Here is a 26,260-nt window from a genome sequence, read left to right on the forward strand (position 1 = left end):
ATTATCTTTAATACTACTTATATTTGTCTGTCTGTTATTTCCATATCCAATTTCTACTGAAACACCCTTGTATATCCAAAATTATGATGTTAGGTTATTTATAATCTTAGCAATTTTTTATTATTTCTTACCGCTAATTGTTTTTAAATTATATAACAAAAAAATAAGAATTAAAAACTTAGTTAAAGTTTTAGTTTCTCCTAAATATGTTTTAATTGTTGGAATATCTTTGATTTACTTATTTTTTATTTTAAAAGTTGCTATTTATTTAATGTTTTTAAAATCTTTCATTGTTTTTTATCTTCTTATTGTAATAGCACGAATGTTTGGAGTTTATTTTAAAGGAGAGTTGTATTTATTCAATGCCCAATTTCTTTAAAACTGGATCTACTGGAATAGCGTGAACACTAACTGCTAACTCTTCAGGTTTCATTCCAAATGCTAAACCTAACAACTGACTTAGATGTAAAACAGGAAGTTTGTATTCTTCACCAAACTTTTCTTTAATTTCTAATTGTCCTCTATCAAACTGTAAATGACAGAATGGACAGACATTGACAGTACAGTCAGCATTTGCATCTAACATGTTTCTTATTTTTTCTCTTGTCATATCTAATGCTGTTTTTAAAAATCTTGCCCTAACCCCACCTCCTGCTCCACAACACATTAAGTAATCTCTATACATAACTGGCTTAGCTCCTGTTGCTGAAACTATTTCTTCTAACAGTTTTGGTCTTTCTGGGCTGTCAAGGCGCTTAACATCACATGGCTTTAAAAGGTGACATCCATAGTGTATAGCAACATTTAAGTTATTTAATGGTCTTACAACTTTTTCTTTTATTTTTTCAGTTCCTATCTCCTTATAAATTAATTCTGCAAAGTGATAAACTTTAACAGTACCTTTATACTGCTTACCAATTTTATCTAACTTCTCATTAACAAAGTCTAATGCTTCTTTATTCTCATGTAATATATGCGCCGCTTCAAATAAGGAACCATAACATCCGTTACATACAGTTATTATATCTAAACCCATCTCCTCAGCAATACATAAGTTTCTTGCAGCAATTGTAAGCCATGTCTTTAAATCGAAAGATCCAAAGACTCCTGGAGCAGGACAGCAAGATGCTCCTGGCATGTATTCTAATTCAACTCCTAACTCTCTCATAACTTTTTTTGTAGCCAATTCAATTCCTGGATATCTATGTGGCATTATACAACCTAAGAAAAATGCATATTTCATTGTTATCACCATCATAATATTAATTGTTTTATTCTTTTAAGTCCATTTTTTCCCAATCAAATCTTATTAATTCATCAAATTTTAATTCTTTAACTAATGTTCTAACTTCTTCTAAATCTTTTTCAGAAAATTGAGCTGTTGGAGATTTTGGAGGTAACCCTAACTTTTTTCTTAATTCAACAACTTGCTTATTTGCTGGAACTGCATGTCCAAATCTCAAAACATAAGATGCTGTTTTTCTATGAGCTAATGCCATATTTCCTTTCTTAGTTGCAATGTTTCTCAATGTTTTTATAATCTCAGTAATTTTTACATCTCTTGGACATCTCTCATAACAAGTATAGCATGTTGTGCAATACCAAATATCGTCTGAATCCAATACATCATCTAAACCTAAAAGAACTTTTCTTAAAACTTTTCTTGTTCTATATGCTGTTCTTCTTCCGCTTGGACAACTTCCTGTGCAAGTTCCACACTGATAGCATGCTTTAATTGATTTTACAACATCTTCACCTAAAATCAACTTTCCTTCCTCTACAACTTCATTTATAAAATTTTTATTAACATTGTTCATATTTATTACAGCCATTCTTATCACCTCACATTATATCTAATAATTTAGACATTATTTATATGTAGAGACTTTAAATATTAGTGTTTGACAACTGTAAAATAGTATCATTAGAGTATTTGCAATTATAAAACAATTAATATACAGGGGATTACATGAGAATTACGATTTACTGTCCAGAAGTATATACTTATGGTTCTATGATTGTTGGAAGGATTTTAAAAGATAAAGGGCATAAAGTTTATTTAATTAGAAAAATGGATAAAACACTACTTTTAAAGTCAGATGTAGTTATATTTAGTTTATATTCTACTTTGCACATATTAGATAAAAAAATTAGAGAAACTATTGAAAATTTAAAAAAATCTAAAAAGAATAAAATTAAAATATACATTGCTGGATGTGTTTCAGCATATCCAGAGATTATATTAAATGAACTAAATGTAGATGGAGTTATAGTTGGAGAAGGTGAAATAACTACTCCAAAAATTATAGAAGGAGATGAGGAAGGTTTAGCATACAAAAATGGAGATGAAATTGTAGTAAATTATCCAAAAGAAAGACCAGATTTAAATCATCCAATTCCTTTAATACCAAAAGACATTGGACAGCAGTGGATTAGAGGGGCTAATGTTTATATAGAAACTCATAGGGGTTGTTTGGGAAATTGCACTTTTTGTCAAGTTCCAAAATTTTTTGGAAAGAAAATTAGAAGTAGAGAAGTTGAAGATGTTGTTGAAGAAGTTAAAGCTTTTAAAAAGGCTGGAGCTAAGAGAATAGCGATAAGTGGAGGAACTGGAAGTTTGTATGCATTTAAAAAGTCAGTAAATAAAAATAAGTTCTTTGAGTTGTTAGAAAAAATTTCAGAAATTGTTGGGAGAAACAATTTATCAGTTCCAGATATGAGAGTAGATTATGTTGATGAAGACATCTTAGAGGCTATAAAAAATTATACTATTGGATGGGTGTTTTATGGAATAGAAAGTGGAAGTGATAAAGTATTAAGAGATATGAAAAAAGGAATTAATAGAGAAAAAGTATTAGATGCTATAAAGTTGGCAAAGGATTGTAATGTTAAGGTAGGAGGAAGTTTTATAGTAGGTTATCCAACAGAGACAGAGAAAGATTATTTATTAACCAAAGATTTAATTGTAGATGCTGAACTTGATGATGTTTTTGTATCTATTGCAGAGCCAATTCCTACAACAGAACTATGTGATTTAGTTTTATCAATTCCAAAAGAAGAAAATTTATTATATAAGCCACATGAAGGAATTTATAAAAAACTTGGATTAAGTGAGGCAGAGGCAAGGTGTTTTGATTTATTAATACATTCTGAAATGTGGAAATCTAATCCAAAACCTTTAACTCCACAACTCTATAATATATATTTAAATGAGGCAAAGATGCAGGGAAAAGATATAAGAGATATAACTGAACTATTATTTAAGTATAGGGACATATTACTCCAAAAATAAATAACAAAATAAATTAAATTAAAAATATTAAGAAATAAAATAATTAAGAAATTAAAAAAGGTGAAATAATGTGCATATTCTGTAAAATAGTAAATAGAGAAATTCCAGCAAAGATTGTTTATGAAGATGAAAATGTTTTGGCATTTTTAGATATTAATCCAAGAAATAAAGGGCACACATTAGTTGTTCCAAAAAAGCACTATGAGAGATTTGACGAGATGCCAGATGAGGAATTATGTAATTTTATAAAAGGCGTAAAAAAAACTGTAAATATTTTGAAAAAATTAGGTTTTAACGGATACAATATAGTAAATAACAATGGTAAAGTGGCTGGACAGGAAGTTAATCATGTTCATTTTCACATAATACCAAGATATGAAGGAGATGGAGAAGTTGTTAAATTTGGAGAAGTTAAAAAAATTGATTTAGATGAAGTTTTAAAAGAAATTAAGGAATAATTTCCCCTTTCAATCCAAAAGTTTTAGCGTCAGTTATTTTTACTTTTACAAACTCTCCAATTTCTCCACCTTCAAACTTAACTACTTTAAAGTTTTCAGTGTATCCTTTACCGTTCTCTAAAACTAATGTCTTTAATGTTTTTCCAATGTATTTTTTATTGTTCAAATAACTTAATTCTCTCCTTAACTTATCTAATATTTCACTTCTCCTTTTTCTAATCTTTGTATCAACTTGCTTCATTTTTGCCGCTTCTGTTCCTCTTCTTTGCGAATACTTTGCTCCATGAATATAATCTGGCTTTAACTCTTTTAAAACTTCTAATGTGTTTTGAAATTGCTCCTCTGTCTCCCCGGGAAATCCAACTATAACATCGGTTGTAAAGCAGAGATTTTTAACTTTCCTTTTAAATTCATTGACAATTTCTTTAAATTCATCTACCGTATAACCTCTCTTCATTTTCTTTAAAATTTCATCATCTCCACTTTGAAGGGGTAGATGTAAAAATTTTCCAACTTTTTCATTTTGATAAACCTCTATTAGTTCATCTAAAATTGGCTGAACATTTTTAGCGTGCATCATTCCTACTCTCATTATAAATTCTCCTTCTATTTGGGTTAAGTCATTTAATAAATTAACTAAGTTATCTCCAATGTCTAACCCATAGCATGCAGTATCTTGGGCAGTAATAAATAAACACTTGACTCCACTTTTTATTAATACTTCTGCTTTTTTAACGATTTTCTCTCTTGGGTATGATATTAAATTACCTCTTGCTATTTTTACAATACAATAAGAGCAATTTCCTATACATCCTTCACATATTGGTAGTGGAGTGATTAAAGAGGGTTTTATATAATCTAATTTTTTGTATAATGTTTTATTAATCTCCTCCTCAATATATTTTTCTCTTTTTTTATATTTTAAATAATATTTTAAAATTTCTCCTGCTTTATGTGCTTCTCTTGGATATATGTGTAAAAATCCCTTAACCTTATTTTTTAAAGCCTTTGGTAAGCATCCAGCAACCACTACCTCTTTTCCTAAATTTTTAATCTCATTTATTCTGTAAATCATTCTATTTTCAGTTTCTAATCTAACAACGCATGTGTTTATTATTACAATATCCGCTTCCTCTAAATTATCAACTACTATAAAGCCACACTCTCTTAAAGAATTTTTTATAATTTCAGTGTCAGCAGTGTTTAATACACATCCATATCCTTCCACATAAACTTTATAATTTTCTACCATATTCATCACTGTCTTAATGAATTAAATAAAAATTAATTCCTCTCAGATACCCCGAAAGGGTTCATCATATTAATTCAGCTTTTATTACTCATCATCGAGGAATTAAAAATAATTTTTGCATAAAATTTATATATTATTTATTTATAATCTTTTAAAACTTTCTTTATATTTACTTTATATTTATGGAGAGATATTATGAAAACATTAAGATTCAAAAAAGATAAAGTCATAAAGATAAGTGAAGAAATTTTTCCAGATGAATTATGTGAAAGATGTGGAAGATGTTGCATATTACACGCATATAAAACAGAAAAAGGTTTAGAAGTTATCTACTGCCCACATTTAGATAAAAAAACAAAATTATGCAAAGTATATAATAATAGATTTGAACATGGATGTTTAACAGTTATGGAAGGTATTATGGCAGGTGTTTTCCCAAAAGATTGTCCTTATGTTAAAGATTTAAAAAATTATGAAGAACCTTGGTTCTATAAATTACTTAGAGAAAAATAAAAAAGAATAATTTAAACTAAAATTTTATTTTAATTTTTCAACGAGATATCACTAATATTATTGATTATAACCTTTTTATATATAAACTTAGATTATGATAGTATTACCAACATTAAGATAACAAGGTGATAGTATGGGAATGACAATTGTCGAGAAAATTTTAGCAAAAGCTTCTGGAAAGAAAGAGGTTAATCCAGGAGATATTGTAATGGCAAACATTGATGTGGCAATGGTTCATGATATTACAGGACCTTTAACAGTCAATACATTAAAAGAGTATGGAATTGAGAAAGTTTGGAATCCAGAAAAAATAGTTATTCTTTTTGACCACCAAGTTCCTGCTGATAGTATAAAAGCCGCTGAAAACCACATATTAATGAGAAAATTTGTTAAAGAACAAGGTATTAAGTATTTCTATGATATAAGAGAAGGTGTTTGCCACCAAGTGTTACCTGAAAAAGGGCATATAGCCCCTGGAGAAGTTGTTGTTGGTGCTGATAGTCATACATGCACACATGGAGCTTTTGGAGCTTTTGCCACAGGAATAGGTTCAACTGACATGGCTCATGTGTTTGCTACTGGTAAATTATGGTTTAAAGTTCCTGAAACAATTTACTTCAACATTACAGGAGATTTACAACCTTATGTTACTTCAAAAGATGTTATTTTATCAATTATAGGAGAAGTTGGAGTTGATGGAGCTACATATAAGGCATGCCAATTTGGAGGAGAAACTGTAAAGAAGATGAGTATTGCTTCAAGAATGACCATGACTAACATGGCTATTGAAATGGGTGGAAAAACTGGAATTATTGAGCCAGATGGAAAAACTATTCAATATGTAAAAGAGGCTATGAAAAAACATGGAACTGATAGACCATTTGAAATTGTAAAGGGGGATGAAGATGCAGAATTTGCCGAAGTTTATGAAATTGAGGCTGACAAGATAGAGCCCGTTTTTGCTTGTCCACACAATGTAGATAATGTTAAACCAGCAAGAGAAGTTGCAGGAAAGCCAATAGATCAAGTATTTATTGGCTCATGTACAAACGGAAGATTAGAAGATTTAAAGATGGCTATTGAAATTATTGATAAGCATGGAGGAATAGCAGATGATGTTAGAGTTATAGTTACCCCTGCATCAAGAGAAGAGTATTTAAAAGCTTTAAAAGAGGGAATAATTGAGAAATTCTTAAAGTATGGTTGTGTAGTTACAAATCCATCTTGCTCTGCATGTATGGGTTCATTGTATGGAGTTTTAGGACCAGGAGAGGTTTGTGTTTCAACATCAAATAGAAACTTTAAAGGAAGACAAGGTTCCTTAGAGGCAGAGATTTATTTAGCATCACCAATAACTGCTGCTGCTTGTGCTGTTAAAGGAGAATTAATAGATCCAAGGGATTTAGAATAAAGACCAAAAATATTAAATAACAGTTAAAATATACATAAGAGTAAATAAAATAATAAAAAATCATTCTAACCGTTTCCCATTTTCATAGCATAGTATTTAACAACTTAATTTATATAAAATCCGATAGCATTGGAAATGAGTTGTCTTCAACTCACAGATTCATCGAGATTACCAATCTCTCCCTTGTGAGTTCATTGGACTTTGGGCTGAACGGAAACAGCCCCATAAACCTTTTTATCAAAATTAAAAATTATATTAATCTCGAAGGCAGAGCCCTCTCATCGGTTAATTAATAATATACAGAAATTAAGAAACTGTTTCTAACCCTACCTCAAAGTAGGTAGGGTGTATATTTTAACTGCACCCCATAGTGGGTGCAGTGCATTTTTTATTATAAAATTTAAAAATTACTTATTCGTCTGAACTCTTTTCACCACTATATATACTCCATAAAGCTATTAATGCAGATGGAATGGCATGTTCTGTAGCAAATGTCATATGAGGGGCTAAGTCAATTACATAATCAGCAAATCTAAACAATCCTATTGGTATTCCCTCCCTTGAACCACAGAATACTACTATTTCCTTCTTTTTTCTTAAATCATAGGATAATTTATCTTTTATTTTTGAAATTTCTTCTCCTTTTGGATCAGTTATTATTATTAATCTATTATTTCTCCTCTTATCTCTAATAACTTGATATAGATCCTGAACAGTTACAGGAACTAAAGAAATTTCAAATGGATATGCTCTCTTTTGAATCTCATATCTTGAATGTTGCCCAATTTTAACCCCTTTTATGAATTCCATTAACTCGTAGGCATCTACTTTCTCTTTTGGAGATATAATTAATTCCTTAACCTCAAATCCTTGAGCGGCTCTACCTATTGCCTCTCCAAACCTTTTACAAACAATTTTTTCTCCTAAATAAGGCATTTGGACAATAACCACTTTTTTAAATAATTCTCTTGCATTTCTTTTATCTTTTGTGTATTTTTTATATCTATCTTTATTAGTTATACAGATGTATGCCTTATCTTTAAAGATCTCAACATGAATAACTTTATCAGGTCTCTCTAAATCAACACTTGCATTAGTTAAATCTTTAATCTTAGCTCCCAAGACAATATTTACATCAATTGAATTAAAATCGTGTTTTCCTCTTTTTTTGGTCTCTACTGCAAATGTTTCTCCTTCTTGTATATAATCTTTAATTTTTTCAGCCATATTGACTATTTTTTCAAATTCTGCCTCAGTTTCAAAATAAACCTTTAAACATCTCTCAACTTCTGGAATTTGTAAAATTTTATCTTCAATATCTTCCTCACTTTCAATTATTACAACTCCATGATAACCATCTGGTGACACAATATAGTTAAAGTTTTCAACATAATCTTTTAATCTATTTACAACAATATTTTCAAAGCCTCTCTGAGTTTTTATTATATACTTTACCATCAAAATCCACCTCTAATGAATTTAAATATATTAAGAAAAGTAAAACAATCAAAAAGCCATAGTTAATTCCTACTTCACAGTAAGTTAATAGTATCGAGGCATAAATGGCATAGAGTTTTTTATCTCCATTATATATATACTTTGAAACATAACCTAAAAATATAGCAAATAAAAAACTAAATATTCCAAAGTCTAAGAATACACTACCAAACATTAATGTTGTTATATTATGCTTATAACCAAAAAGTATTTGTCCTATATAGCTCTCTCCGTTAGGAGTTAATATTATATTATATCCTAAACCAAACAATGAACTAATATCCAAAATTTTATTAAATACAGTCAAATCAAAGTATGCCCTATAACATAGTAAATTTAAAAAACCTATTTTCCAATGTTGATTTGAATTTAAAAGTACTATAAAGCCAACGATATTTAAGATTAAAAATAGCCCTAAAAATATCAAAATAAGATGTTTTAAATTTATTTTATTTTTGTATTTGTAAATTATATATGAAACAGTGAGCATTAAAATTCCAGCTTTATATCCTAAGAGAGTTAATAAAACAAAACCTACTGCAAAATAAAAAATATTTTCAATGCCCGAATATATTAATAAGCCAGTTGATATTAATCTCAATGGCTCAGAGTTTATAGCCATCCTTATATTATAATTTAGTAATGGAATCCCTTTATACTTTAAAACAATTAAAATAAAAGATAAAACCCCTCCTAAGAATACTAAATTATTAAAAAACTTGCTATTTTGATATTTTACAAATAACTTAACTATTAAGATTATAATAATTAAATAAATAAATGTAAATAGTATTGAGTGAGTTATAGCAAAAGAACCATAACCTGTCAATATCAAAAAAGACAATAAAGATAAATTTTTAATAATATTTTTATTTATTTCCAATTTTATATCTACAAAAAATGGCAAAGAAAAGGATATTAAAAAAATCCCAACAACTAATAAGATTTTTAAAAAGTTGTAAATTCCTATTTTATTTAAATATGGTAATGCCAATAAAATTATTGCCAAATGCCCAAAAACTACTATAAAAACTGGATGAAATAAATCTATCTCTTTAAGAATCTTTTTAATGTTGCATAAATGCATAGTAATACACCAAAAACATAATAGATTATAACATCTAAATCTAAGATTCCACTCTCAACTGCTATCAATGTATATGCAAAGACTACTCCATAAATACCTAAATAAACTCCTCCTTTATGCTTTGCCAACATATATAAATATCCTAAATATATCCCTAAAAAACCAAAGTAAGGAATAATAGATAATGTTCCAAAATCTGCTACTACACTACCAACAATAGTTGGAGTTATACTCACTCCATAAATTCCTAATATATTGGCTATAACAGTCCTTGGACCATTACATAACCCAAAATATGAAAATATTGCCGCATAGTGTAAATATCCATCTAAAACTCCATTAAAATGATTAAATAATATATCATAAACTGACATAGTTAATTCAATTCTTGAGAGTATTGGATTTCCTCCAGCACCAAGGAAATACATCCTTAAAATAGACATTATTACCAATAAAACGAATATAATTCCAAAGTATTTTATAATATCCTTGGTTTCTATTAAATTTTTGTAGTATAAGACAGCAATCGTTGATAAGAGTAGGACTAAAACATTTGTTCTATAACCTAACAAAGCAATAGGAATTGACAAAATTAAAGTATAAAGTATAACTTTTTTTACTCTCTTTTTTTCTATATTATAGTATGATAAAATCAAAGCCCAACCAATAAATATTAAGTGAGATAAGGTTGTGAAATAAACATTTAAATGGTATCTAACTATTGGATTAAAAAGAGGAATGTCGTTAATCCAAATTATGTCAGCCAAAATCGATATTAAACCAATAAACACAAATAACAATCCTATATAAAGCCAAATAGATTTATTTTTTTTGTTAAAATTATTTATTTCTTCATTTATATTATTCTCATTAAATATCCTAAAATATAATCTTTTGCCAACTAAAAAGGATATATAAAAAAATATCGCAGAGAATAAAAACACTAAGGATGAATATAAAGAAATATCTGAAAAAATTAGATAAATACAACATAATATTAAAAATAAATGGTTTAATTCTATCATATTATCCCAAAGTAATTACTGGATATTTATTACTAATGTTGTTGATGTTTGAGCTATTTATTACAATATAAACTACTAAGTTGGAAGTAGAGACATTTGAAGTGTTAATAATCTTATCAAGATTTTTTAGGGTTTTTAAACTAATCTTTCCACTTAATATAACTCCATTATCTAAAAAATTTATATACAATCCTTTACATATATCAACATATAGTTTATTTCTTATATTTACTATCTCAGTTGGTGTATATTCCTTAGTGTCTGCTCCAAACATACCATTTATATAAACATATGTTATATTCAAATCTTTAAAATTATTGTTTATCTGTTTTTGAATATAGTTGGCAATATCTTTGAACGATTTTCCATTTGTATGATTAACCTTATAAATAATTACAGCATTACCCAATGGCTTTAATATTATCTTCCTTGCAGAAATATCCTCTTTATATGCATTAATACCTCCAATAGTTATTGTTGTATTTTGGTAGATAGCATATAATGTTCCACCAGATGCTTTATAAATTTCAACCGTTCCATTAAATGGTTTTCCATATCTCCATTTTCCTATAACCTTAGCATACAAAGGAATATTTTTATTCAAAATGTTTTCACAAACCCACGCACATTTATACATCTGACTACCATCAAACACATATTTATTATTTTCATTACTTAAAGTAAAATACTTATACGCCAAAGATCCTGCTGTTATTAATATTGATAAGATTACTACAATTTCTAATATTCCCAACTTTTTCATAAAATTCACCACATATTATTAAAAAATTAAATGTAAATATTTTGCTAATATATAATAACTATACTATAAATAACCATTCTTATTTACTTAAACAATAATTAAAGTGGTTTAAATGAAAGTAGATTTGCACATTCACAGTATAGAAAGTAAATGCTCTTTAAATCCTAAAAGATTACTACAAAAAGTGTGTATAAAGAAAAATATTCTTCCAGCAATTTGTGATCACAATAAATTAACTAAACTAAATTTTTCTATTTCTGGGGAAGAAATTGCTACAAATAGAGGGGAATTTATAGGATTATTTCTAAATGAAGAAATTCCTCCAAATTTAGATTTATATGAGGCATTAGATAGAGTTAGAGAGCAGGGAGGATTAATATATATTCCACATCCATTTGATATTTATAGAAAAAGAAGTTTAGTTAAATTTAATGTTTTAGAAGAAAAGGAATTCTTAAAATATATTGACATTGTTGAGGTTTTTAACAGTAGATGCCGTAGTTTAGAGCCAAACATAAAGGCGTTAGAATTTGCTAAAAAACATAAGTTTTCAATAGGTTTTGGAAGTGATGCTCATTTTATTTGGGAAGTTGGCAACGCATACACGATATTTGATGAGATAAATATAGAGGATATAAGTAATATTTCACCAAAAGAATTTCTAAATTTATTAAATAAAAAAACTAAAAACCTTTTAAAATCTAACTTTAATTTATATGTAAATCCTTGGAAAACTAAGTATTATTTTGGAAAGTTGGGTAGTAAATATAATATTACATTGTATAGCAAAATTCTAAAAAAGATTAGAAGGCGTTTAAATATATAACCATATGAATATTTAGAAATAGAATAGGGAGTTGATAGTTATGCAAGTTTTAACATACGACTTAAAAAAAATATCTGAAAAACTTGGATTATCTTTAAAGGATATAAATAAAGCATTTAAAAAGAAAATTTTAAGAGAAGGAGAATATAGAGATACAAGAACACTATTATTTAAAAAGAACTTTATACACATTGAAAAAGGAACTGTAATATTCTTAAACGAGAATCTTGATATAGTTAGAGGTTATCCTAAAACTTATAGAGCTTTAACTCTTTATCCTACGATAAAAAAGCATTTTATAGATAAAGTGGTTATTGAGGAAAAATTAAACGGATATAATACAAGAATTGTGAAAATAGACAATGAAACTTATGCTTTAACGAGAAGTGGATACATCTGTCCATTTACAACAAAAAAGGCTAAAAAGTTATTAAATTTAGAGATTTTAGATGATTATCCCAACTATATGCTATGTGGAGAGATGATTGGATTGAACAATCCATACACTCCATATTATTACGAAGAAGTTGATAGAGGTTATGAAAATTTAGGATTTTACATTTTTGACATAAAAGAGAGAGAAACTAATAAATCCCTCCCAATAAGAGATAGAATAGAACTTTGTGAGAAATATAATCTACCCTATGTTAAGCCAATTAAAATAGTAAATAAAGAAGAGGCTCATATTTATATAAAAGAGATAATTAAAGAGTTAGAAGAAAAAAGGAGAGAAGGGGTAGTTTTAAAAGATCCAGATATGGATGTTCCACCTTTAAAATATACAACTCACTATACGCAATGTGAAGATTTAAAGTCGGCATTTACATTTTTCTTTGACTTGGGAGTTGATTTTATATTTAGCAGAATTGTAAGAGAAGGTTTTATGAGTTTTGAATTTAAAGAATCTATTGAAGAGAGAAAACAAAGAGCTAAAAATTTAGGAGAATATATTTTACTACCGATGACTGAAACTATTGAGAAAGTAGCAAGAGGAGAAAGAGTTTCAGAGGATTTTGAAGTTATATTTGATAATGAAGAAGATTTAGAAGAATTTTTAGATTTTATGAGAAAGATGAAGATGGTTATAAAAATAAAAAATGTTAAAAAAATAAATACTAATGAAGGTTTAAAAATTAAAGTATTACTTGGTAAGATATACAATAAAACTAATGATAAAATTATTAGTTATTTAAATGGAACCCTCTGGGAATGATATCATTTATAAAAAATAAAAAACTTTAAATACCTTAATTTAAAGTTTTATTTATATTTAATAAATCTCATTTGAGATAAAATAAAAAGGGGATATTTGTGAAGTTAAGTTTAAAGAATTTTTTATTAAAAATTGTTTCTCCAATTTGTGCCATTATATTGTGGGAAATTTTGGCTATATATATAAATAATCCTGTTATATTGCCAAGAGTTGAAGATGTTATCAATGTTTTAATTCACCCTTTTAATGGAATTTTAGGCACTGGAAGTTTAGTAGATAATACGATTGTTAGTATAAAGAGAGTTCTTAGTGGATTTATATTGGCATCAATTGTAGCCGTTCCTTTAGGAATACTTATGGGTTATTTTACATTAGTTAATAATTTATTAGATACAATAATTGAAATGTTAAGGCCTATTCCTCCATTGGCATGGGTTCCTTTATCATTGGCTTGGTTTGGTCTTGGAGAGATGTCGATGATATTTATTATTCTTATAGGAGCATTTTTCCCAATACTTATAAATACTATATCTGGGGTAAAAAGTGTCCCTAAACCGTTGATTGAGGCGGCTTTAACCTTAGGGGCTAAAGAAAAGGATATTTTAATAAAAGTTGTTATTCCTGCATCTTCACCTAGTATTTTAACAGGTCTTAGAGTAGGGGCTGGAATTGCTTGGATGTGTGTCGTTGCCGCAGAGATGCTACCTTCAAGTAATTCAGGTTTAGGTTATCTAATTATGTATGCCTATTCTTTAAGTAGAATGGATGTAGTTATTGCCTGTATGATAATTATAGGTTTAATAGGGCTTACATTAGATAGAGGATTAAGATACATAGAGGATAAATACTTTGTTTGGAGAAAAATGTTAAAATAAAAAGTGATAAAATGAAAGTAAAATTAAAAGTTGAGAATTTATCAAAAATTTATGAATTTAATGGAAATTATGTTAAAGCATTGGAAAATATTAACTTAGAGGTTTATGAAAATGAATTTCTAACGGTTGTAGGTCCAAGTGGTTGTGGAAAAACCACTTTATTAAGGATTATTGCAGGATTAGAATATCCCACAGAGGGTAGAGTTCTATTAGATGGAAAAGAAGTAAAGGGACCAGGAGCTGATAGAGGGGTTGTATTTCAGCAATATACATTAATGCCTTGGAGGACTGTTTTAAAAAATGTCACATTTGGTTTAGAGTTAAAAGGTATTCCAAAGAAAGAAAGAATAGAAATTGCTAAAAAATATATAAAACTTGTAGGATTGGAAGGTTTTGAAAACGCATATCCATATCAACTGAGTGGTGGAATGCAACAGAGAGTAGCAATTGCGAGAACTTTGGCTAACGATCCAGAGATCGTCTTAATGGACGAACCTTTTACAGCATTAGATGCACAAACAAGAAATATTTTGCAAAATGAGTTATTAAAAATATGGCAAAAACAGAAAAAAACTGTATTTTTTGTAACACATAGTATAGATGAAGCAGTGTATCTTTCAGATAGAGTAGTAGTTTTAACAGCAAGACCGGGAAGAATAAAAGAAATAATTAAAATTGAATTAGAAAGACCAAGAGATAGAACAAGTATTGAATTCCTCGAATATAGAAAAAAGATCTTAGAGATATTAAAAGACGAAGTTTTAAAAGCATTAAAACTTAAAAATATTTAAAAAATTATAAGGTTCTTATTGGTATTCCTCGATCTATACAATATTTTTTTATTTCTTCTATTGTATATTCTTTATAGTGTAATATCCCAGCCATTAGTGCGGCATCTGCCTTTCCATAAATAAAGGCCTCATAAACATGTTCTGGTTTTCCTGCTCCTCCTGAGGCAATCACTGGAATTTTAACGCTTTTAGATATTTCTCTCGTTAATATTAAATCATAGCCACTTTTTGTTCCATCCTTGTCAATACTCGTCAATAGTATTTCTCCTGCCCCTAATTTTTCAACTTTTTTAGCCCACTCAATTGCATCTATTCCTGTCTCTTTCTTACCTCCATATATATAAACTTCAAACCAGCAGTAACCATCTTCAACTTTAACTACATTTTTATCAATAGAATTTATTTCATCTTCATTGACATAATGCCTTTTAGCATCAATTGCTACAACTACACACTGAGAGCCAAATATTTCACTCGCTTCTTTAATTAAATTAGGATTTTTTACAGCCGCTGTGTTTATTGAAACTTTATCTGCCCCAGCCCTTAAAATTTTTCTAAAATCTTCAATTGATTTAATTCCACCACCAACAGTTAAGGGAATAAATACTTTTTCCGCTGTTCTCTCTACAACATCGATAATTATATCTCTCTTCTCTGCTGATGCAGTAATGTCTAAAAATACTAACTCATCAGCCCCTTCATTGTCATAATATTGAGATAATTCAACAGGATCCCCAGCATCTCTTAAATTCAAAAATTTTGTTCCTTTAACTACTCTTCCATCCTTAATATCTAAACATGGAATTATTCTTTTTGTTAGCATTATTCTCCCTTTATATCTTTTGTAATTATTTAAATTCGTCCTCAGAAAGCCCAGATAGAGCTTTTGCTATCTTTAAAGCTCTTAATGAAGCCAAGTCCTTTTCTAAGTATACACTTGCAATATCATGAGTAAGATTATTCAATTCTTTTGAAAATTTTGTTTTAATTTTTACTATTGGTTTGCTCTCTGACCACTGTCTTTCTACATTAGGATCATATGATAAAACCCCTACAATATCATCTGCTATTTCGCTAAGATCTGTAAGTCCTCTATATTTATTTACTATAATTCCAGTCAGCCCAATTCCAAAATCTTTTAACAGATCTATACTTTTTAATGAATTTACTATTGCTGGAATACTATCTTCTCCTACTACAATTACTTTATTAATTAAGTTTTCCTCACTACCATAAGCCAAAAGAATACTACTCTCTGGAATGTTTGGTGGAAAATCATAAACTATTACATCATACTCATCAGATAAAACTTCAACCAATTCAATAAATTTTTCTATATCTATTTTATATCCAAAAATATCAGAGGTTACTCCTGTTGGTATAATTGCTAAATCTTCATAGTTATAAATAATATCTTCCATAGTTGAGTCTCCAGATAAATATGTATTTAAGTTTTGATCCACATCTTCTAGACCAAATATTAAGGATAAGGTTCCTCCATATAAATCGCAATCTATTAGTATAGTTTTGACTGACTGACTAAGAATGTAAGCAAAATTAGCGGCAATTGTGGTTTTTCCTGTTCCTCCTTGAATATTATAAAATCCTACTTTCATTTTATCACCAAAATTAAAAATATTTAATTTAAAGGAATAACTTTTGGAGGATTTACAATTACATATTTATTATGTTCTTTATCAAATTCTTCAAAACTATAACTTTCATTTACTGTGAAATTCTTCTTATAAATTGTAACTTTTATTCCTTTATTATCTTTAATTATTAAATCTGTTCCATTATAATATATGTCATTATTTACATATTTACTTAACCATTTTGCTAAATCTTCAAACGAAACTATATCAGTTTCGTTTTCTTTTAGATTTAAAAGTAAGTTAGTGTTATAGTTTCTAATATCTGCAATATAAACTCCAAAGTTTTCTTCTTTTGGAGGTATATATAGTGTTGAAACAACATTTACTCCATAAATCTCTTTTAGAGGTGTTGGAATTCTAATTATAGGAATACCATTCTCTATATAAAATCCTTTTTTTCCAGGAATTACTATGTATTTTACTTTACCTTTTACATCTAATTTCCAGTCAATATCTTCATTTTCTTTCCCTAAAATTGCATCTACCAAGTATTTATCTGAACTTTCTAAGAATAAACCATCACAACCACTTGCAAGAGCATAGGCGTAATTTTTTACAAACCAGTGATTAAAATATTTATATCTTTCCCACATTTCACTATCATTTTTAGGAGATACAGGTTTTCCTTCATAATACCAATTAGATGTTTCCTTAGCATTACCATTCCAGTATGGCTCACCATAATCTAAATGATAGTAATAGTTTTCACTTTTAGGACCCTCTTCCCAATAACCATATTCTTCTGTTTCTTTATAACTTATTACTTTTGGATAATAACCACCAATTGGGTCATTTTGGAAAGTTTCTGGGGCTTTATCAACATAAATTAAAGGATAGTAACTTAAAGCCAATATATCAAATTTAAAGTTCTTAGTGGTTTTTAAAAAACTACTTAATTTTTCTGGATTAAAGTAGAGGTGTGTGTAGTTTGTATAAACTTTTTTAAACCAATAATCATTATATAAATATTCTAATTCGTCTTGACTAACATCTGATTTTTGAACGAGTTTTATTCCTTCACTACCTGTTACTATATAACTTACATTTATTCCTAAAAGTCTTAAAGAATTTATATAATTTAATTTTTTGTAAATAATCTCATCGTCTAACACATCAACTTTAATCTTCCTACCAGCAACATCTATGGCGTAATCTCCATTTTCATCTGGAATTATTTTATCTATAGCAACGCCTGTGGCAAGTATATGCTTATAGTATGGAGGAACTTTATTTATATATGCAAATACTCCCCCATTATTTGCTATATACTCTCCAATAATGTCAAGGGTTTTCTTATCATTTAATGTTGTGGGATATAGGAAGAGAAGTTTATTTTTTTTAAGTTCATAAACTCCATTATCTACTTTTTTATAGTTAATTTTGTAGATTGGAATTTCTTTAACATCAACTGGGGGATTAAATATAATTGCTCCATCTTTAGTAGTAACAACATACTTTTTTGGATAGATTATAAAATTACTGTTGTTGTCAATGAATACATAGCCATAATAATCTGGAATACACTTTTGTGGATAAGTATATGTATATTCATATCTATATTCATCTTCTGGTTCTTTTGGAGGATTATAGTAGATTACTCCATCATTTCCTTCAATAATGTATTTTTTTGGATATAAGATAAAGGTAGCATTTTTTATTAAAACATAACCATCATAGTTAGGGATTTCTGAAATGTTTGAAACTTTTACTTTATAGGGTTTTACAAATTCATATTTGCTATAATTTTCTTTTTTTGGAGGATAGTATATCAATTCTCCATTTTTCTCATAGATACTATACTTTTTTGGATAGATTATAAAAATCCCATTATTTTCTACATAGGTATAATTACCATAATCCGGTATTTTTGATGGAATATATTTCTTTATTCCTAAATAATACAGAATATCTTTATTAATTGTATCGTTATCTAAACAAAATATAGTTAATGTATTATTGTCATTTAAAAGATATTTAAGTTCTTCAACACTTTTAATTTCTGATAAAGGAACAAAATTTATAGGAATAGAACTTGCATACTTATATTCAACCTCTGAAGGATAGACAAAGGAAAGTATTGAAAAAATTAATAAAATAAATAACAACTTTCTCATATTACTCACCTTTCTTCAAAATCTTTCACATACATCAAAGGATAGTCAATCTCTGGGATGTATTCAAGTTTTAAGTGAGCAATAACATTATTTACTTTAATTTTTAAATCTACATTTAACATTTTCCCATCTAATGAAACATATTTTTCTTCTAAATTTTTAATCTTTACTTTCATGTCATATACAAAAGGTTGATTTTTCATAGATTCCTCTATAGCCCTCTCTAATAATTCTTTATTTTTTTTACTTACAGGAGTTCCAACAAATTGGTGAAATAACGCCCCAAGAGTAATACCTCCTTCAAATACTGCCCTCTCTCTATCTGATAAATTTTTAAAATATTTTTCAAATATTTCACTATTTTCAACTCTCATTTTATCCCTTAATATTAAGCATTCTCTCAATTGCTACTTTTGCTCTCTTTATAATATCTTTATCTAATTTTATTTCATATATTTCCTCTAATAAACTTTTTTCTATCTTTTGTAAGGTTATTTTTTTCATTTCATTACATATAGCATCTTCTCTTAAAGGAATTAACACTTTCTTCTCTCCAATTTTTTCAAGTTCGAGTTCAATTCTATCTATCATCCCTACCTCAGTTCCAATTATAAACTCTTTTTCGTCAGAATTTAAAACGATTTTTAGCATTCCGCTTGTACTTGCTATATAATCAGCGTTATCTTGCAGTTCTGGATTACATTCTGGATGAATTAAAACAATAGCATTTGGATATTTTTCTTTAACTCTCTTTAAGTCTTCAAGAGTAAATTTTTTATGAACATAGCATCCCCCACCTATTGGGATAGGAATGATTTTTTTATCAGTTCTCTTTTGAACATAGTATGCTAAGTTGTTATCTGGCCCAAATAATACAGTCTCTGCATCTAAGGAATTAACTACTTTATCTGCATTTGCTGAAGTACATGTAATATCTGCCAACGCCTTAGTTTCAGCGGTAGTATTTACATAAACAACCAATGGAGCATCTGGATACTTTTCTCTATACTCTTTTATGATGTCAGGAGGTAGTTGATGAGCCATTGGGCATTGAGTTCCTTCAATTTCTGGCATTAAAACTTTCTTATCAGGATTTAATATTTTTGCAGTTTCAGCCATAAAATCTACGCCACAAAATACTATTATATCTGCATCTGTTTCTTTAGCTTTAATACATAACTCTAAAGAATCTCCTAAAAAATCTGCTATTTTTTGAATATCTTTTGGTTGATAATTGTGAGCCAATATTATGGCATTTTTTTCCTCTTTTAATTTATTTATGTTTTTTATAATCTCTTCTTTATCTTTCATACATATCCCTCTTTATCTTCTTATATTCTAAAACCATATTTCTTTAATCTTTCGATAGCCATATCCCAAGTTGGTAAATTCGTTTGGCAACCTTTTGCCTCAACTACAAAGGAGGCAGTTGCTGAAGCAATTAAACCACATTTTTCTAAATCATATCCTTTAATGTATGCAGATAAAAATCCTGCTCTATAACTGTCTCCTGCTCCTGTAGGATCTACAACCTTCTCTGCCTTAATGCAAGGAATCTCTATTTTTTTATCTTTTGTATATATTACACTACCCTTAGAGCCTTTAGTAACTATGAGAATATCTACTCTATTTAAGTAATCTTCAATGTCAAAGTTTAATAACTTAGATGCTTTTTCAAATTCATACTTATTCATAAACAAAAAGTTTGTATGTTCAATAATTTCTAATAAACTTTCTTTTGAATATAGTGGTAGATCTTGACCAGGGTCAAAAGAAATTAAATTATTTCCATAAGCCTTTTTAGCACATCTTAAATTAAAATCAGGGTCTCCTGTAGCGATATGAACTATTTCTGTATTGAATTTAGGTGGGTCTATTTCCTTATAATGCTTAGCCGCTCCCCATAAAAAGAAAGTAATTTGATTATTATCTTTATCTGTAAATATCCACGCTTTTGAAGTTTCCTCTTCATCAGAGTAGTAAAGTTTTGAAATATTTATTTTTAAATTCTTTAAATATCTTTCATACCCACTATTTTTAAAATCATATCCAACACAGGATAAAAGTTCAGAATCTACTCCAAGTTTTTTTATGCCTACCGCAGTATTTGCCGCCGCTCCTCCATAGTATTTTCTCGCAGAGGGTATTTGAACTGATGTATTGGGCTCTGGAAATTTTTCTACATTAAATATATAGTCAAGGGCTGTATGACCAACACAAGTAATTTTTTCCATTTTATCACCAATAAAAATTGACATAGTTAATTTAATATTTTAGTAGAAACAAACTATTACTTAAATGTTTAACTTAAATTATAGGGGAGATAATATGATATGCATATCTGAAAATTCTGAAGCAAAGGATTTAATACCAATAGCCAAATCTATTCATATGTTAGTAAATAAACTTCCAGTAGCTATGAGAAGTAAAAATAAACCAGGAGTTAGGTTAGAAAAAGGGGATGTTGTAGATACAAACTATGAAGGATATGTTTTAAAGGTAGCAATTGAAAAAGGCGAAGTTATTAAAGCCACGCCTATTTTAGGGCCTTATTCTGGCTTACCAGTTATAGTAACTCCTATAAAGGACAATGAAAATAATATAGTTGGTGCAGTAGGAGTTGTAGATATCACAGCAGGAATATTTGAAGACATATTAACCATTGCAAGAAGACCTGAACTCTATAAATTCTTACCAGAAGATGCATTCCCAAAATAAATAATAAAATTTTAAGGTGATGTAATGAAAAAAATATTTATATATCCTCCAAATAGTTTAATATTAACTGATTTAGTTGAAAGATTTGGACACAAGCCATTGAATTTAAATATAGTTATAGGAAATTTAGTTAGAAATCCAGAAATAGATAGCCCTCCTATGAACATAACTGATGAAGTTCCTAAGCAAGGTTTAAAGTATGCCGCTGTTGAAGTGCCTTCTGGTGTTAGAGGAAGGATGGCTTTAATTGGTCCTTTGATTGAAGAGGCTGAGGCAGCTATAATAATGGAAGATGCACCTATTGCCTTTGGATGTATTGGATGTCAAAGAACCAATGAACTAACTCTATACTTAGTTAGAAGAAAGAATATTCCTACCTTAAAAGTTAAATATCCTACAAATGAAGAAGAGGCAGAAATCTTAGTAAATAAAATAGCAAATTTCTTAAAAAGTTTAGAAGAAGGAAATAATCAAAAATAAGGTGATAGAATGGATTGTCCAAATAAAGAAATAAACTTAAAAAGATGTAATTGCAGTTATCCTTCATGCTCTAAAAAGGGAATGTGTTGTGAATGTTTGCATTATCATTTAAAAAATAGACAGTTACCAGCATGCTGTTTCCCACCTGATGTAGAAAAAACCTATGATAGAAGTTTTGAAACTTTTGCAAAACTTGTTTTAGAAGGAAAAATTTAAATTATTATATTTTATTTTTTATTTTTATTCAACAATTGCTGAGGCATATCCAACAACTGCTGAATAATCTCCTGTTATATCCCCAGAAGTAGCATAACACAGAAGTTCTGATTTTGTTGCTCCTAATATTTTCATTGCCCTTATCATTGCTATTACTGGTCCATATCCACACATTGATATATTGTAGTTTATGACATCTTCATATAGATCTTTTTCATTCATTTCCAATATGTGCTTAATTACAATAGCATCTTTTTTTGTAGCGATTTCTTGTGGCTCATAATGACTTAAATCTGATGAGGCAATTATTACAACTCTTCTATTCAACTCTTTAGCAATTTTAGCAATAAAATATCCTACTTCGATAGAAGTTTCATAATCTTGAAACATCATACATATTGGGACTATTTTAAACTTGGCAATATTTAATAATTCTAAGTGCTTTAAAAATGGTAATTGAACTTCTATAGAATGCTCATTTAAATGAGCTGTTTCATCTAAGTCAATAATATCACATTTTTTCCAAAGTTCTTCAACAAATTTTTCATCACTATTTACATCTCCTAATGGCGTTCTCCATACACCATCCATAACACTAACTCCCGAACCTAATCCTGTATGATTAGGCCCTAAAATAACAGCTGTAATTTCTTCAATAGTATCTACTCTTTTTGATAACTCATAATATGAATGTGCCATTACAGGGCCAGAGTATATATATCCTGCATGAGGACATAGTAATCCAATAGGTTTCCTATAAGTTCCACGAACTGGCATAGATTTTGGACCAAATTTGTGTAAATAACATTGTTCTATTAATTCAATAAGTTCATTAGGATGTGAAGGATAAAACATTCCTGCAACTGCTGGGTATCTTATATTTGTCATAATCATCCCCACATATGTTGTAAATTTTTTAATGGAATATATAATAATATTTTTGTTATTAATTATATAATTATTTGTGGTGTGATTTCTTAACTAACTACTCAACTGTAACACTCTTAGCCAAACCTCTTGGTTTATCGACATCTCTTCCAAGTTCAACTGCCTTATAGTATGCTAACAATTGAAATGCAGGAGCATATACAATTGGAGAAATTTCCTCAATAACTTCTGGAACTAATATGTTATATGTATTATCAATTTCAACTGGTGTTATAGCCACTACTTTTCCTCCTCTTGCTAAAACTTCTTCAATATTTGATAATAATGACTCATACACTGAGGAACTTCTTGGTGGCACTATTGCTATTGTATCCATATTTTCATCTATTAATGATATTGTCCCATGCTTTAACATACCTCCACTCATTCCCTCTGCATGTAAATAAGTAATTTCTTTAAACTTCAAAGCCCCTTCCAATGCACTAACAATATTTATCCCCTTAGATATAAATATGTAATTATTTACTTTTAGATTTTGAGAAATATTTTTAATTATATCTTTTTTATTTAGAACCTCTCTTACATATTCAGGGATTTTTTCAATTTCCTTTTCATATTTACTCATATCCCTACCAATAAGTTTTCCATACTCTATAAACAATCTATAAATTATCATTAATTGAGAAGTGTAAGTTTTAGTAGCACAAACAGCAATCTCAATTCCTGCACCCATCATAATGGTTATATCCGCCTCTCTTGTTGCAGAACTTCCAATAACATTTACTATAACTCCTGTTTTAGCTTTATTTTTCTTAGCGAATCTTAAAGCCTTTAAAGTATCATAAGTCTCTCCACTTTGAGTAATTCCTATAACCAATGTTTTTTCATCTACCACTCCTTTATTTAAAAACTCTGATGCATCACAGGCAATAACAACTTTTCCTAACTTTGAAAATAGATATTCAGCAACCATTGCCGCATGTAATGATGTTCCCATAGCTACAAAATAAACCCTTTCATAATCTTTTATCCACTCTGCCAATTTTTTAATTTCCTCAGAGGATATTTTAGCAGAGATTTTTAAAACTTCTGGCTGTTCCATAATCTCCTTTAACATAAAGTGAGGATATCCCATCTTTTCAGCCGATGTAATATCCCAATCAATTTCTATTATATCCCTATTTACAATTTTTCCATCATTTTCTATAACAACTTTATAATTATCATTTTCTTTTTTAATTATAACAATATCTCCATCTTCTAATGGAATCGCCTTATTTGTATAATCTAAAAATGCTGTAACATCGCTACCTAAATAATAACTATTATTTCCAACCCCTAAAATTAGAGGACTTTCATTTCTTGCTCCAATTAATAGGTTTGGAAAGTTTTTATTTATTATAACTAATGCATAAGTTCCTTTTAGTTTTTTAATTGCATTTTTAACGGCTTTTATGTAATTTTCTTCATTTATATATTCAAATTTCTTTAATTCTTCTTCAATTAAATGAGGAATAACCTCTGTATCTGTATCTGATTTAAACTTATGTCCTTTTTTAATTAATTCCTCCTTTAATTCTTTATAGTTAGAAATTATCCCATTATGAACCACTGCTATTTCATCATTGCAATCAGTGTGTGGATGAGCGTTTTCTTTGCTTACATTACCATGCGTTGCCCATCTTGAATTATGATTAATTATTAGGTTTCCAATAAAGTTGTGATAATCTTCAACATCTAAATCATAAACATACTCAACATCTGACTCAATCTTTTCAATCTCAAATTTTGTCCAAACTACATCTCCATTTAAAAATTTTTTTATATAGTTTGCTTTGTCATATAATCCTCTACTATTTAACTCTTTAATAATCTTTTCTATTGTGTAATCAGTGCAATAGTTATCTTCACTTTTTATTGTTTTTAATGAAACGCCTACAAATTCTATTATTTCTTTTTTAGTCATTGGAACTGAAATATACTTAAAGTTAAGACCTTTCATTTTGTTTAATATACTGTTTAATTTTTCCATTTTGTTAAAGCCAATGTATTTCTTAAATAATTCAAAGGATTTTTTATCACTTATAAGAAGTTTATATACATTTTTTAAATATGATGCTAAAATTCCAAATCTCAACAACAAGAACTGAATTTCTTTTATAAGACATTCAGAAGTCATTCCTATACCAATTTGCTTAGCATCAACTCCTATATAACCTTCTGCATCAAATATTCCCCTTAAATATGATGCAACTAAATCATTATTTAATCTAAATACAAATTCTGGAGTTCTTTTATTTAACAACTCTGGAATGTTCTTTTTAAACCAATCCACCAAGTATTTGTTATTTATCTCCAATATGTAATAACCATTATCTTTTTTGATATTTCCTTCTAAGTTAAAAACATTATTAAATAGTTTATTGTAATATTCCAAGACATCTTTTCTTTCATCTTTTAATCTCAACATTCTATTTGAAGAGCATCTATTTCCAATAATATAACCAACAATTTGCATTAATTCGGGAGTAGGGGTTTTTGGGAATTTGATTGGATTTATAATATCCTTAAACTCAACTTTATCATTAAAATTATAATTTAACTTCCTTACTATACCAATTAACTCACTACCATTCAAATCCTCAACACATTTCTCAACTATCCTTCCATTTTCTACCACAAACAGTTTATGTTCTCCAGTTGTGATAAGTTCAGAAAAAGGTGTTTTTATCTTATATAATACCTTTGGTGCTTTATGTTTAAACTTTTTGATTTTTTTGTTATATAGTTTCAAATCTTCAAAATTAACTGATACAACTTCATCTTTATCATCAATTTCAGAAATCTTTTTTATCCTTCCATCTGATAGAATAATATAGGTATCTGGATGCAAACAATGTCCTACTCCTATATTACCCTCAACACTTAAAAAATCTTCTTTTTTAGATACTTCATCAACTTTTCCAACATCCTTTTTAATAATTAACATATCTTTGTTAATAACACCAATTCCACAACTGTCATATCCCCTATATTCCAATCTTTTTAAACCATTCAGTAAAATCTTTGACGCCTTTTCATCTCCTATGTATCCAATAATTCCACACATAACATTATCACCGATAAGCCTAAATATTTCTTAACAATAAATAAGTAATAATTTAGATAATAAGTTTGATATATATT

27 protein-coding genes are annotated in these 26,260 nt (G+C 28.4%); 12 read left to right on the forward strand and 15 right to left on the reverse strand.

All coding sequences use genetic code 11. The features are described 5' to 3' along the window. Positions 1 to 379, forward strand: a 379-nt coding sequence (locus HZY31_RS07555) for a hypothetical protein (RefSeq protein WP_297318799.1), incomplete at its 5' end; no start/stop codon positions are given. Here the strand turns inward: HZY31_RS07555 and hdrB are convergent. Both hdrB and hdrC read right to left on the reverse strand, forming a co-directional pair. Next, a complete protein-coding gene (gene hdrB / locus HZY31_RS07560) occupies positions 356 to 1,243 on the reverse strand; it encodes a CoB--CoM heterodisulfide reductase subunit B (RefSeq protein ID WP_297318800.1) in 888 nt (295 codons plus the stop codon). The genes HZY31_RS07555 and hdrB overlap by 24 nt on opposite strands. A 28-nt stretch (positions 1,244 to 1,271) precedes the next feature. Continuing rightward, positions 1,272 to 1,832, reverse strand: coding sequence for a CoB--CoM heterodisulfide reductase subunit C (hdrC, locus tag HZY31_RS07565; protein WP_297318801.1), 561 nt, complete (start codon positions 1,830 to 1,832; stop codon positions 1,272 to 1,274). A gap of 137 nt (positions 1,833 to 1,969) precedes the next feature. Between hdrC and HZY31_RS07570 the strand changes: the two genes are divergently transcribed. Both HZY31_RS07570 and HZY31_RS07575 read left to right on the forward strand, forming a co-directional pair. Beyond that, positions 1,970 to 3,292 carry a methyl-coenzyme M reductase glutamine C-methyltransferase gene (locus HZY31_RS07570; RefSeq protein WP_297318802.1) on the forward strand — a complete coding sequence of 441 codons (1,323 nt, stop codon included), beginning with the start codon at positions 1,970 to 1,972 and terminating at the stop codon, positions 3,290 to 3,292. Between the two features lie 68 nt (positions 3,293 to 3,360). Continuing rightward, positions 3,361 to 3,750 (forward strand): HIT family protein, encoded by a 390-nt coding sequence (locus HZY31_RS07575; RefSeq protein WP_297318803.1) that lies wholly within the window; start codon positions 3,361 to 3,363, stop codon positions 3,748 to 3,750. Here HZY31_RS07575 and HZY31_RS07580 read toward each other — a convergent pair. Continuing rightward, positions 3,740 to 5,002 (reverse strand): tRNA (N(6)-L-threonylcarbamoyladenosine(37)-C(2))-methylthiotransferase, encoded by a 1,263-nt coding sequence (locus tag HZY31_RS07580; RefSeq protein ID WP_297318804.1) that lies wholly within the window; start codon positions 5,000 to 5,002, stop codon positions 3,740 to 3,742. The two genes, HZY31_RS07575 and HZY31_RS07580, sit on opposite strands and share 11 nt — an antisense overlap. Before the next feature lie 195 nt (positions 5,003 to 5,197). On the opposite strand from HZY31_RS07580, the gene HZY31_RS07585 reads away from it, so the two are divergent. Together HZY31_RS07585 and leuC are read left to right on the forward strand one after the other, a co-directional pair. Beyond that, positions 5,198 to 5,515 carry a CxxCxxCC domain-containing protein gene (locus HZY31_RS07585; RefSeq protein WP_297318805.1) on the forward strand — a complete coding sequence of 106 codons (318 nt, stop codon included), beginning with the start codon at positions 5,198 to 5,200 and terminating at the stop codon, positions 5,513 to 5,515. 133 nt (positions 5,516 to 5,648) lie between these two features. Then, positions 5,649 to 6,926 carry an isopropylmalate/citramalate isomerase large subunit gene (leuC, locus tag HZY31_RS07590; protein ID WP_297318806.1) on the forward strand — a complete coding sequence of 426 codons (1,278 nt, stop codon included), beginning with the start codon at positions 5,649 to 5,651 and terminating at the stop codon, positions 6,924 to 6,926. A 411-nt stretch (positions 6,927 to 7,337) separates the two neighbouring features. On the opposite strand, the gene HZY31_RS07595 is transcribed toward leuC, so the two are convergent. From HZY31_RS07595 to HZY31_RS07610, 4 genes are read right to left on the reverse strand one after another with little or no spacing between them, the layout of a single operon-like run. Continuing rightward, the gene (locus tag HZY31_RS07595) at positions 7,338 to 8,384 is read right to left on the reverse strand and encodes an SPOUT family RNA methylase (RefSeq protein ID WP_297318807.1); all 1,047 of its coding nucleotides are present in this window, start codon (positions 8,382 to 8,384) and stop codon (positions 7,338 to 7,340) included. After that, positions 8,347 to 9,510, reverse strand: coding sequence for an oligosaccharide repeat unit polymerase (locus HZY31_RS07600; protein ID WP_297318808.1), 1,164 nt, complete (start codon positions 9,508 to 9,510; stop codon positions 8,347 to 8,349). Before HZY31_RS07600 ends, HZY31_RS07595 begins: the two co-directional genes overlap by 38 nt. Next, positions 9,471 to 10,535, reverse strand: coding sequence for an oligosaccharide repeat unit polymerase family protein (locus HZY31_RS07605; RefSeq protein ID WP_297318809.1), 1,065 nt, complete (start codon positions 10,533 to 10,535; stop codon positions 9,471 to 9,473). Before HZY31_RS07605 ends, HZY31_RS07600 begins: the two co-directional genes overlap by 40 nt. Position 10,536: 1 nt before the next feature. After that, positions 10,537 to 11,298 (reverse strand): TrmB family transcriptional regulator sugar-binding domain-containing protein, encoded by a 762-nt coding sequence (locus HZY31_RS07610; RefSeq protein ID WP_297318810.1) that lies wholly within the window; start codon positions 11,296 to 11,298, stop codon positions 10,537 to 10,539. Between the two features lie 112 nt (positions 11,299 to 11,410). On the opposite strand from HZY31_RS07610, the gene HZY31_RS07615 reads away from it, so the two are divergent. From HZY31_RS07615 to HZY31_RS07630, 4 genes are all read left to right on the forward strand, one after another. Next, the gene (locus tag HZY31_RS07615) at positions 11,411 to 12,124 is read left to right on the forward strand and encodes a PHP domain-containing protein (RefSeq protein WP_297318811.1); all 714 of its coding nucleotides are present in this window, start codon (positions 11,411 to 11,413) and stop codon (positions 12,122 to 12,124) included. Positions 12,125 to 12,164: 40 nt separating this feature from the next. Then, positions 12,165 to 13,337, forward strand: a complete 1,173-nt coding sequence (locus tag HZY31_RS07620; RefSeq protein WP_297318812.1) for an RNA ligase — start codon at positions 12,165 to 12,167, stop codon at positions 13,335 to 13,337. Positions 13,338 to 13,435: 98 nt separating this feature from the next. Continuing rightward, positions 13,436 to 14,212 (forward strand): ABC transporter permease, encoded by a 777-nt coding sequence (locus tag HZY31_RS07625; protein WP_297318813.1) that lies wholly within the window; start codon positions 13,436 to 13,438, stop codon positions 14,210 to 14,212. Between the two features lie 11 nt (positions 14,213 to 14,223). Continuing rightward, positions 14,224 to 15,003: an ABC transporter ATP-binding protein gene (locus tag HZY31_RS07630; RefSeq protein WP_297318814.1), complete on the forward strand. Its 780-nt coding sequence runs from the start codon at positions 14,224 to 14,226 to the stop codon at positions 15,001 to 15,003. Positions 15,004 to 15,007: 4 nt separating this feature from the next. Here HZY31_RS07630 and hisF read toward each other — a convergent pair whose 3' ends face one another. From hisF to HZY31_RS07660, 6 genes are read right to left on the reverse strand one after another with little or no spacing between them, the layout of a single operon-like run. Beyond that, a complete protein-coding gene (gene hisF / locus HZY31_RS07635; RefSeq protein ID WP_297318815.1) occupies positions 15,008 to 15,826 on the reverse strand; it encodes an imidazole glycerol phosphate synthase subunit HisF in 819 nt (272 codons plus the stop codon). A 25-nt stretch (positions 15,827 to 15,851) separates the two neighbouring features. Next, complete coding sequence (locus tag HZY31_RS07640) at positions 15,852 to 16,619, reverse strand: MinD/ParA family ATP-binding protein (protein ID WP_297318816.1); 768 nt, start codon at positions 16,617 to 16,619, stop codon at positions 15,852 to 15,854. A gap of 23 nt (positions 16,620 to 16,642) precedes the next feature. Continuing rightward, complete coding sequence (locus HZY31_RS07645) at positions 16,643 to 18,772, reverse strand: hypothetical protein (RefSeq protein ID WP_297318817.1); 2,130 nt, start codon at positions 18,770 to 18,772, stop codon at positions 16,643 to 16,645. 5 nt (positions 18,773 to 18,777) lie between these two features. Then, the gene (mptD, locus tag HZY31_RS07650; RefSeq protein WP_297318818.1) at positions 18,778 to 19,146 is read right to left on the reverse strand and encodes a dihydroneopterin aldolase; all 369 of its coding nucleotides are present in this window, start codon (positions 19,144 to 19,146) and stop codon (positions 18,778 to 18,780) included. Position 19,147: 1 nt separating this feature from the next. Beyond that, complete coding sequence (gene nadA / locus HZY31_RS07655) at positions 19,148 to 20,083, reverse strand: quinolinate synthase (protein WP_297318819.1); 936 nt, start codon at positions 20,081 to 20,083, stop codon at positions 19,148 to 19,150. A gap of 20 nt (positions 20,084 to 20,103) precedes the next feature. Continuing rightward, positions 20,104 to 21,006, reverse strand: a complete 903-nt coding sequence (locus tag HZY31_RS07660; protein ID WP_297318820.1) for a carbohydrate kinase family protein — start codon at positions 21,004 to 21,006, stop codon at positions 20,104 to 20,106. A 94-nt stretch (positions 21,007 to 21,100) separates the two neighbouring features. On the opposite strand from HZY31_RS07660, the gene HZY31_RS07665 reads away from it, so the two are divergent. The 3 genes from HZY31_RS07665 to HZY31_RS07675 are packed head-to-tail and all read left to right on the forward strand — an operon-like array spanning position 21,101 to position 22,186. Beyond that, entirely contained in the window at positions 21,101 to 21,490 is a 390-nt protein-coding gene (locus tag HZY31_RS07665; RefSeq protein WP_297318821.1) for a DUF2111 domain-containing protein, read from the forward strand. 24 nt (positions 21,491 to 21,514) lie between these two features. Then, positions 21,515 to 21,970, forward strand: coding sequence for a methanogenesis marker 5 protein (locus tag HZY31_RS07670; RefSeq protein WP_297318822.1), 456 nt, complete (start codon positions 21,515 to 21,517; stop codon positions 21,968 to 21,970). Positions 21,971 to 21,979: 9 nt separating this feature from the next. Continuing rightward, on the forward strand, positions 21,980 to 22,186 hold the full coding sequence (locus tag HZY31_RS07675) for a DUF6485 family protein (RefSeq protein ID WP_297318823.1): 207 nt from the start codon (positions 21,980 to 21,982) through the stop codon (positions 22,184 to 22,186). Positions 22,187 to 22,210: 24 nt separating this feature from the next. Here HZY31_RS07675 and amrB read toward each other — a convergent pair whose 3' ends face one another. Beyond that, on the reverse strand, positions 22,211 to 23,074 hold the full coding sequence (gene amrB, locus HZY31_RS07680; RefSeq protein WP_297318824.1) for an AmmeMemoRadiSam system protein B: 864 nt from the start codon (positions 23,072 to 23,074) through the stop codon (positions 22,211 to 22,213). Between the two features lie 97 nt (positions 23,075 to 23,171). After that, complete coding sequence (gene glmS / locus HZY31_RS07685; RefSeq protein ID WP_297318825.1) at positions 23,172 to 26,183, reverse strand: glutamine--fructose-6-phosphate transaminase (isomerizing); 3,012 nt, start codon at positions 26,181 to 26,183, stop codon at positions 23,172 to 23,174. Positions 26,184 to 26,260 lie beyond the last annotated feature (77 nt).

This window comes from Methanocaldococcus sp. (assembly GCF_024490875.1).
Lineage (GTDB): Archaea > AGJL01 > Methanococci > Methanococcales > Methanocaldococcaceae > Methanocaldococcus.

Coding starts and splice junctions, on each gene's coding strand:
- hdrB (WP_297318800.1), bottom strand. CDS start 1,243: ATGAAATATGCATTTTTCTTAGGTTGTATAATGCCACATAGATATCCA.
- hdrC (WP_297318801.1), bottom strand. CDS start 1,832: ATGGCTGTAATAAATATGAACAATGTTAATAAAAATTTTATAAATGAA.
- HZY31_RS07570 (WP_297318802.1), top strand. CDS start 1,970: ATGAGAATTACGATTTACTGTCCAGAAGTATATACTTATGGTTCTATG.
- HZY31_RS07575 (WP_297318803.1), top strand. CDS start 3,361: ATGTGCATATTCTGTAAAATAGTAAATAGAGAAATTCCAGCAAAGATT.
- HZY31_RS07580 (WP_297318804.1), bottom strand. CDS start 5,002: ATGGTAGAAAATTATAAAGTTTATGTGGAAGGATATGGATGTGTATTA.
- HZY31_RS07585 (WP_297318805.1), top strand. CDS start 5,198: ATGAAAACATTAAGATTCAAAAAAGATAAAGTCATAAAGATAAGTGAA.
- leuC (WP_297318806.1), top strand. CDS start 5,649: ATGGGAATGACAATTGTCGAGAAAATTTTAGCAAAAGCTTCTGGAAAG.
- HZY31_RS07595 (WP_297318807.1), bottom strand. CDS start 8,384: ATGGTAAAGTATATAATAAAAACTCAGAGAGGCTTTGAAAATATTGTT.
- HZY31_RS07600 (WP_297318808.1), bottom strand. CDS start 9,510: ATGCATTTATGCAACATTAAAAAGATTCTTAAAGAGATAGATTTATTT.
- HZY31_RS07605 (WP_297318809.1), bottom strand. CDS start 10,535: ATGATAGAATTAAACCATTTATTTTTAATATTATGTTGTATTTATCTA.
- HZY31_RS07610 (WP_297318810.1), bottom strand. CDS start 11,298: ATGAAAAAGTTGGGAATATTAGAAATTGTAGTAATCTTATCAATATTA.
- HZY31_RS07615 (WP_297318811.1), top strand. CDS start 11,411: ATGAAAGTAGATTTGCACATTCACAGTATAGAAAGTAAATGCTCTTTA.
- HZY31_RS07620 (WP_297318812.1), top strand. CDS start 12,165: ATGCAAGTTTTAACATACGACTTAAAAAAAATATCTGAAAAACTTGGA.
- HZY31_RS07630 (WP_297318814.1), top strand. CDS start 14,224: ATGAAAGTAAAATTAAAAGTTGAGAATTTATCAAAAATTTATGAATTT.
- hisF (WP_297318815.1), bottom strand. CDS start 15,826: ATGCTAACAAAAAGAATAATTCCATGTTTAGATATTAAGGATGGAAGA.
- HZY31_RS07640 (WP_297318816.1), bottom strand. CDS start 16,619: ATGAAAGTAGGATTTTATAATATTCAAGGAGGAACAGGAAAAACCACA.
- HZY31_RS07645 (WP_297318817.1), bottom strand. CDS start 18,772: ATGAGAAAGTTGTTATTTATTTTATTAATTTTTTCAATACTTTCCTTT.
- mptD (WP_297318818.1), bottom strand. CDS start 19,146: ATGAGAGTTGAAAATAGTGAAATATTTGAAAAATATTTTAAAAATTTA.
- nadA (WP_297318819.1), bottom strand. CDS start 20,083: ATGAAAGATAAAGAAGAGATTATAAAAAACATAAATAAATTAAAAGAG.
- HZY31_RS07660 (WP_297318820.1), bottom strand. CDS start 21,006: ATGGAAAAAATTACTTGTGTTGGTCATACAGCCCTTGACTATATATTT.
- HZY31_RS07665 (WP_297318821.1), top strand. CDS start 21,101: ATGATATGCATATCTGAAAATTCTGAAGCAAAGGATTTAATACCAATA.
- HZY31_RS07670 (WP_297318822.1), top strand. CDS start 21,515: ATGAAAAAAATATTTATATATCCTCCAAATAGTTTAATATTAACTGAT.
- HZY31_RS07675 (WP_297318823.1), top strand. CDS start 21,980: ATGGATTGTCCAAATAAAGAAATAAACTTAAAAAGATGTAATTGCAGT.
- amrB (WP_297318824.1), bottom strand. CDS start 23,074: ATGACAAATATAAGATACCCAGCAGTTGCAGGAATGTTTTATCCTTCA.
- glmS (WP_297318825.1), bottom strand. CDS start 26,183: ATGTGTGGAATTATTGGATACATAGGAGATGAAAAGGCGTCAAAGATT.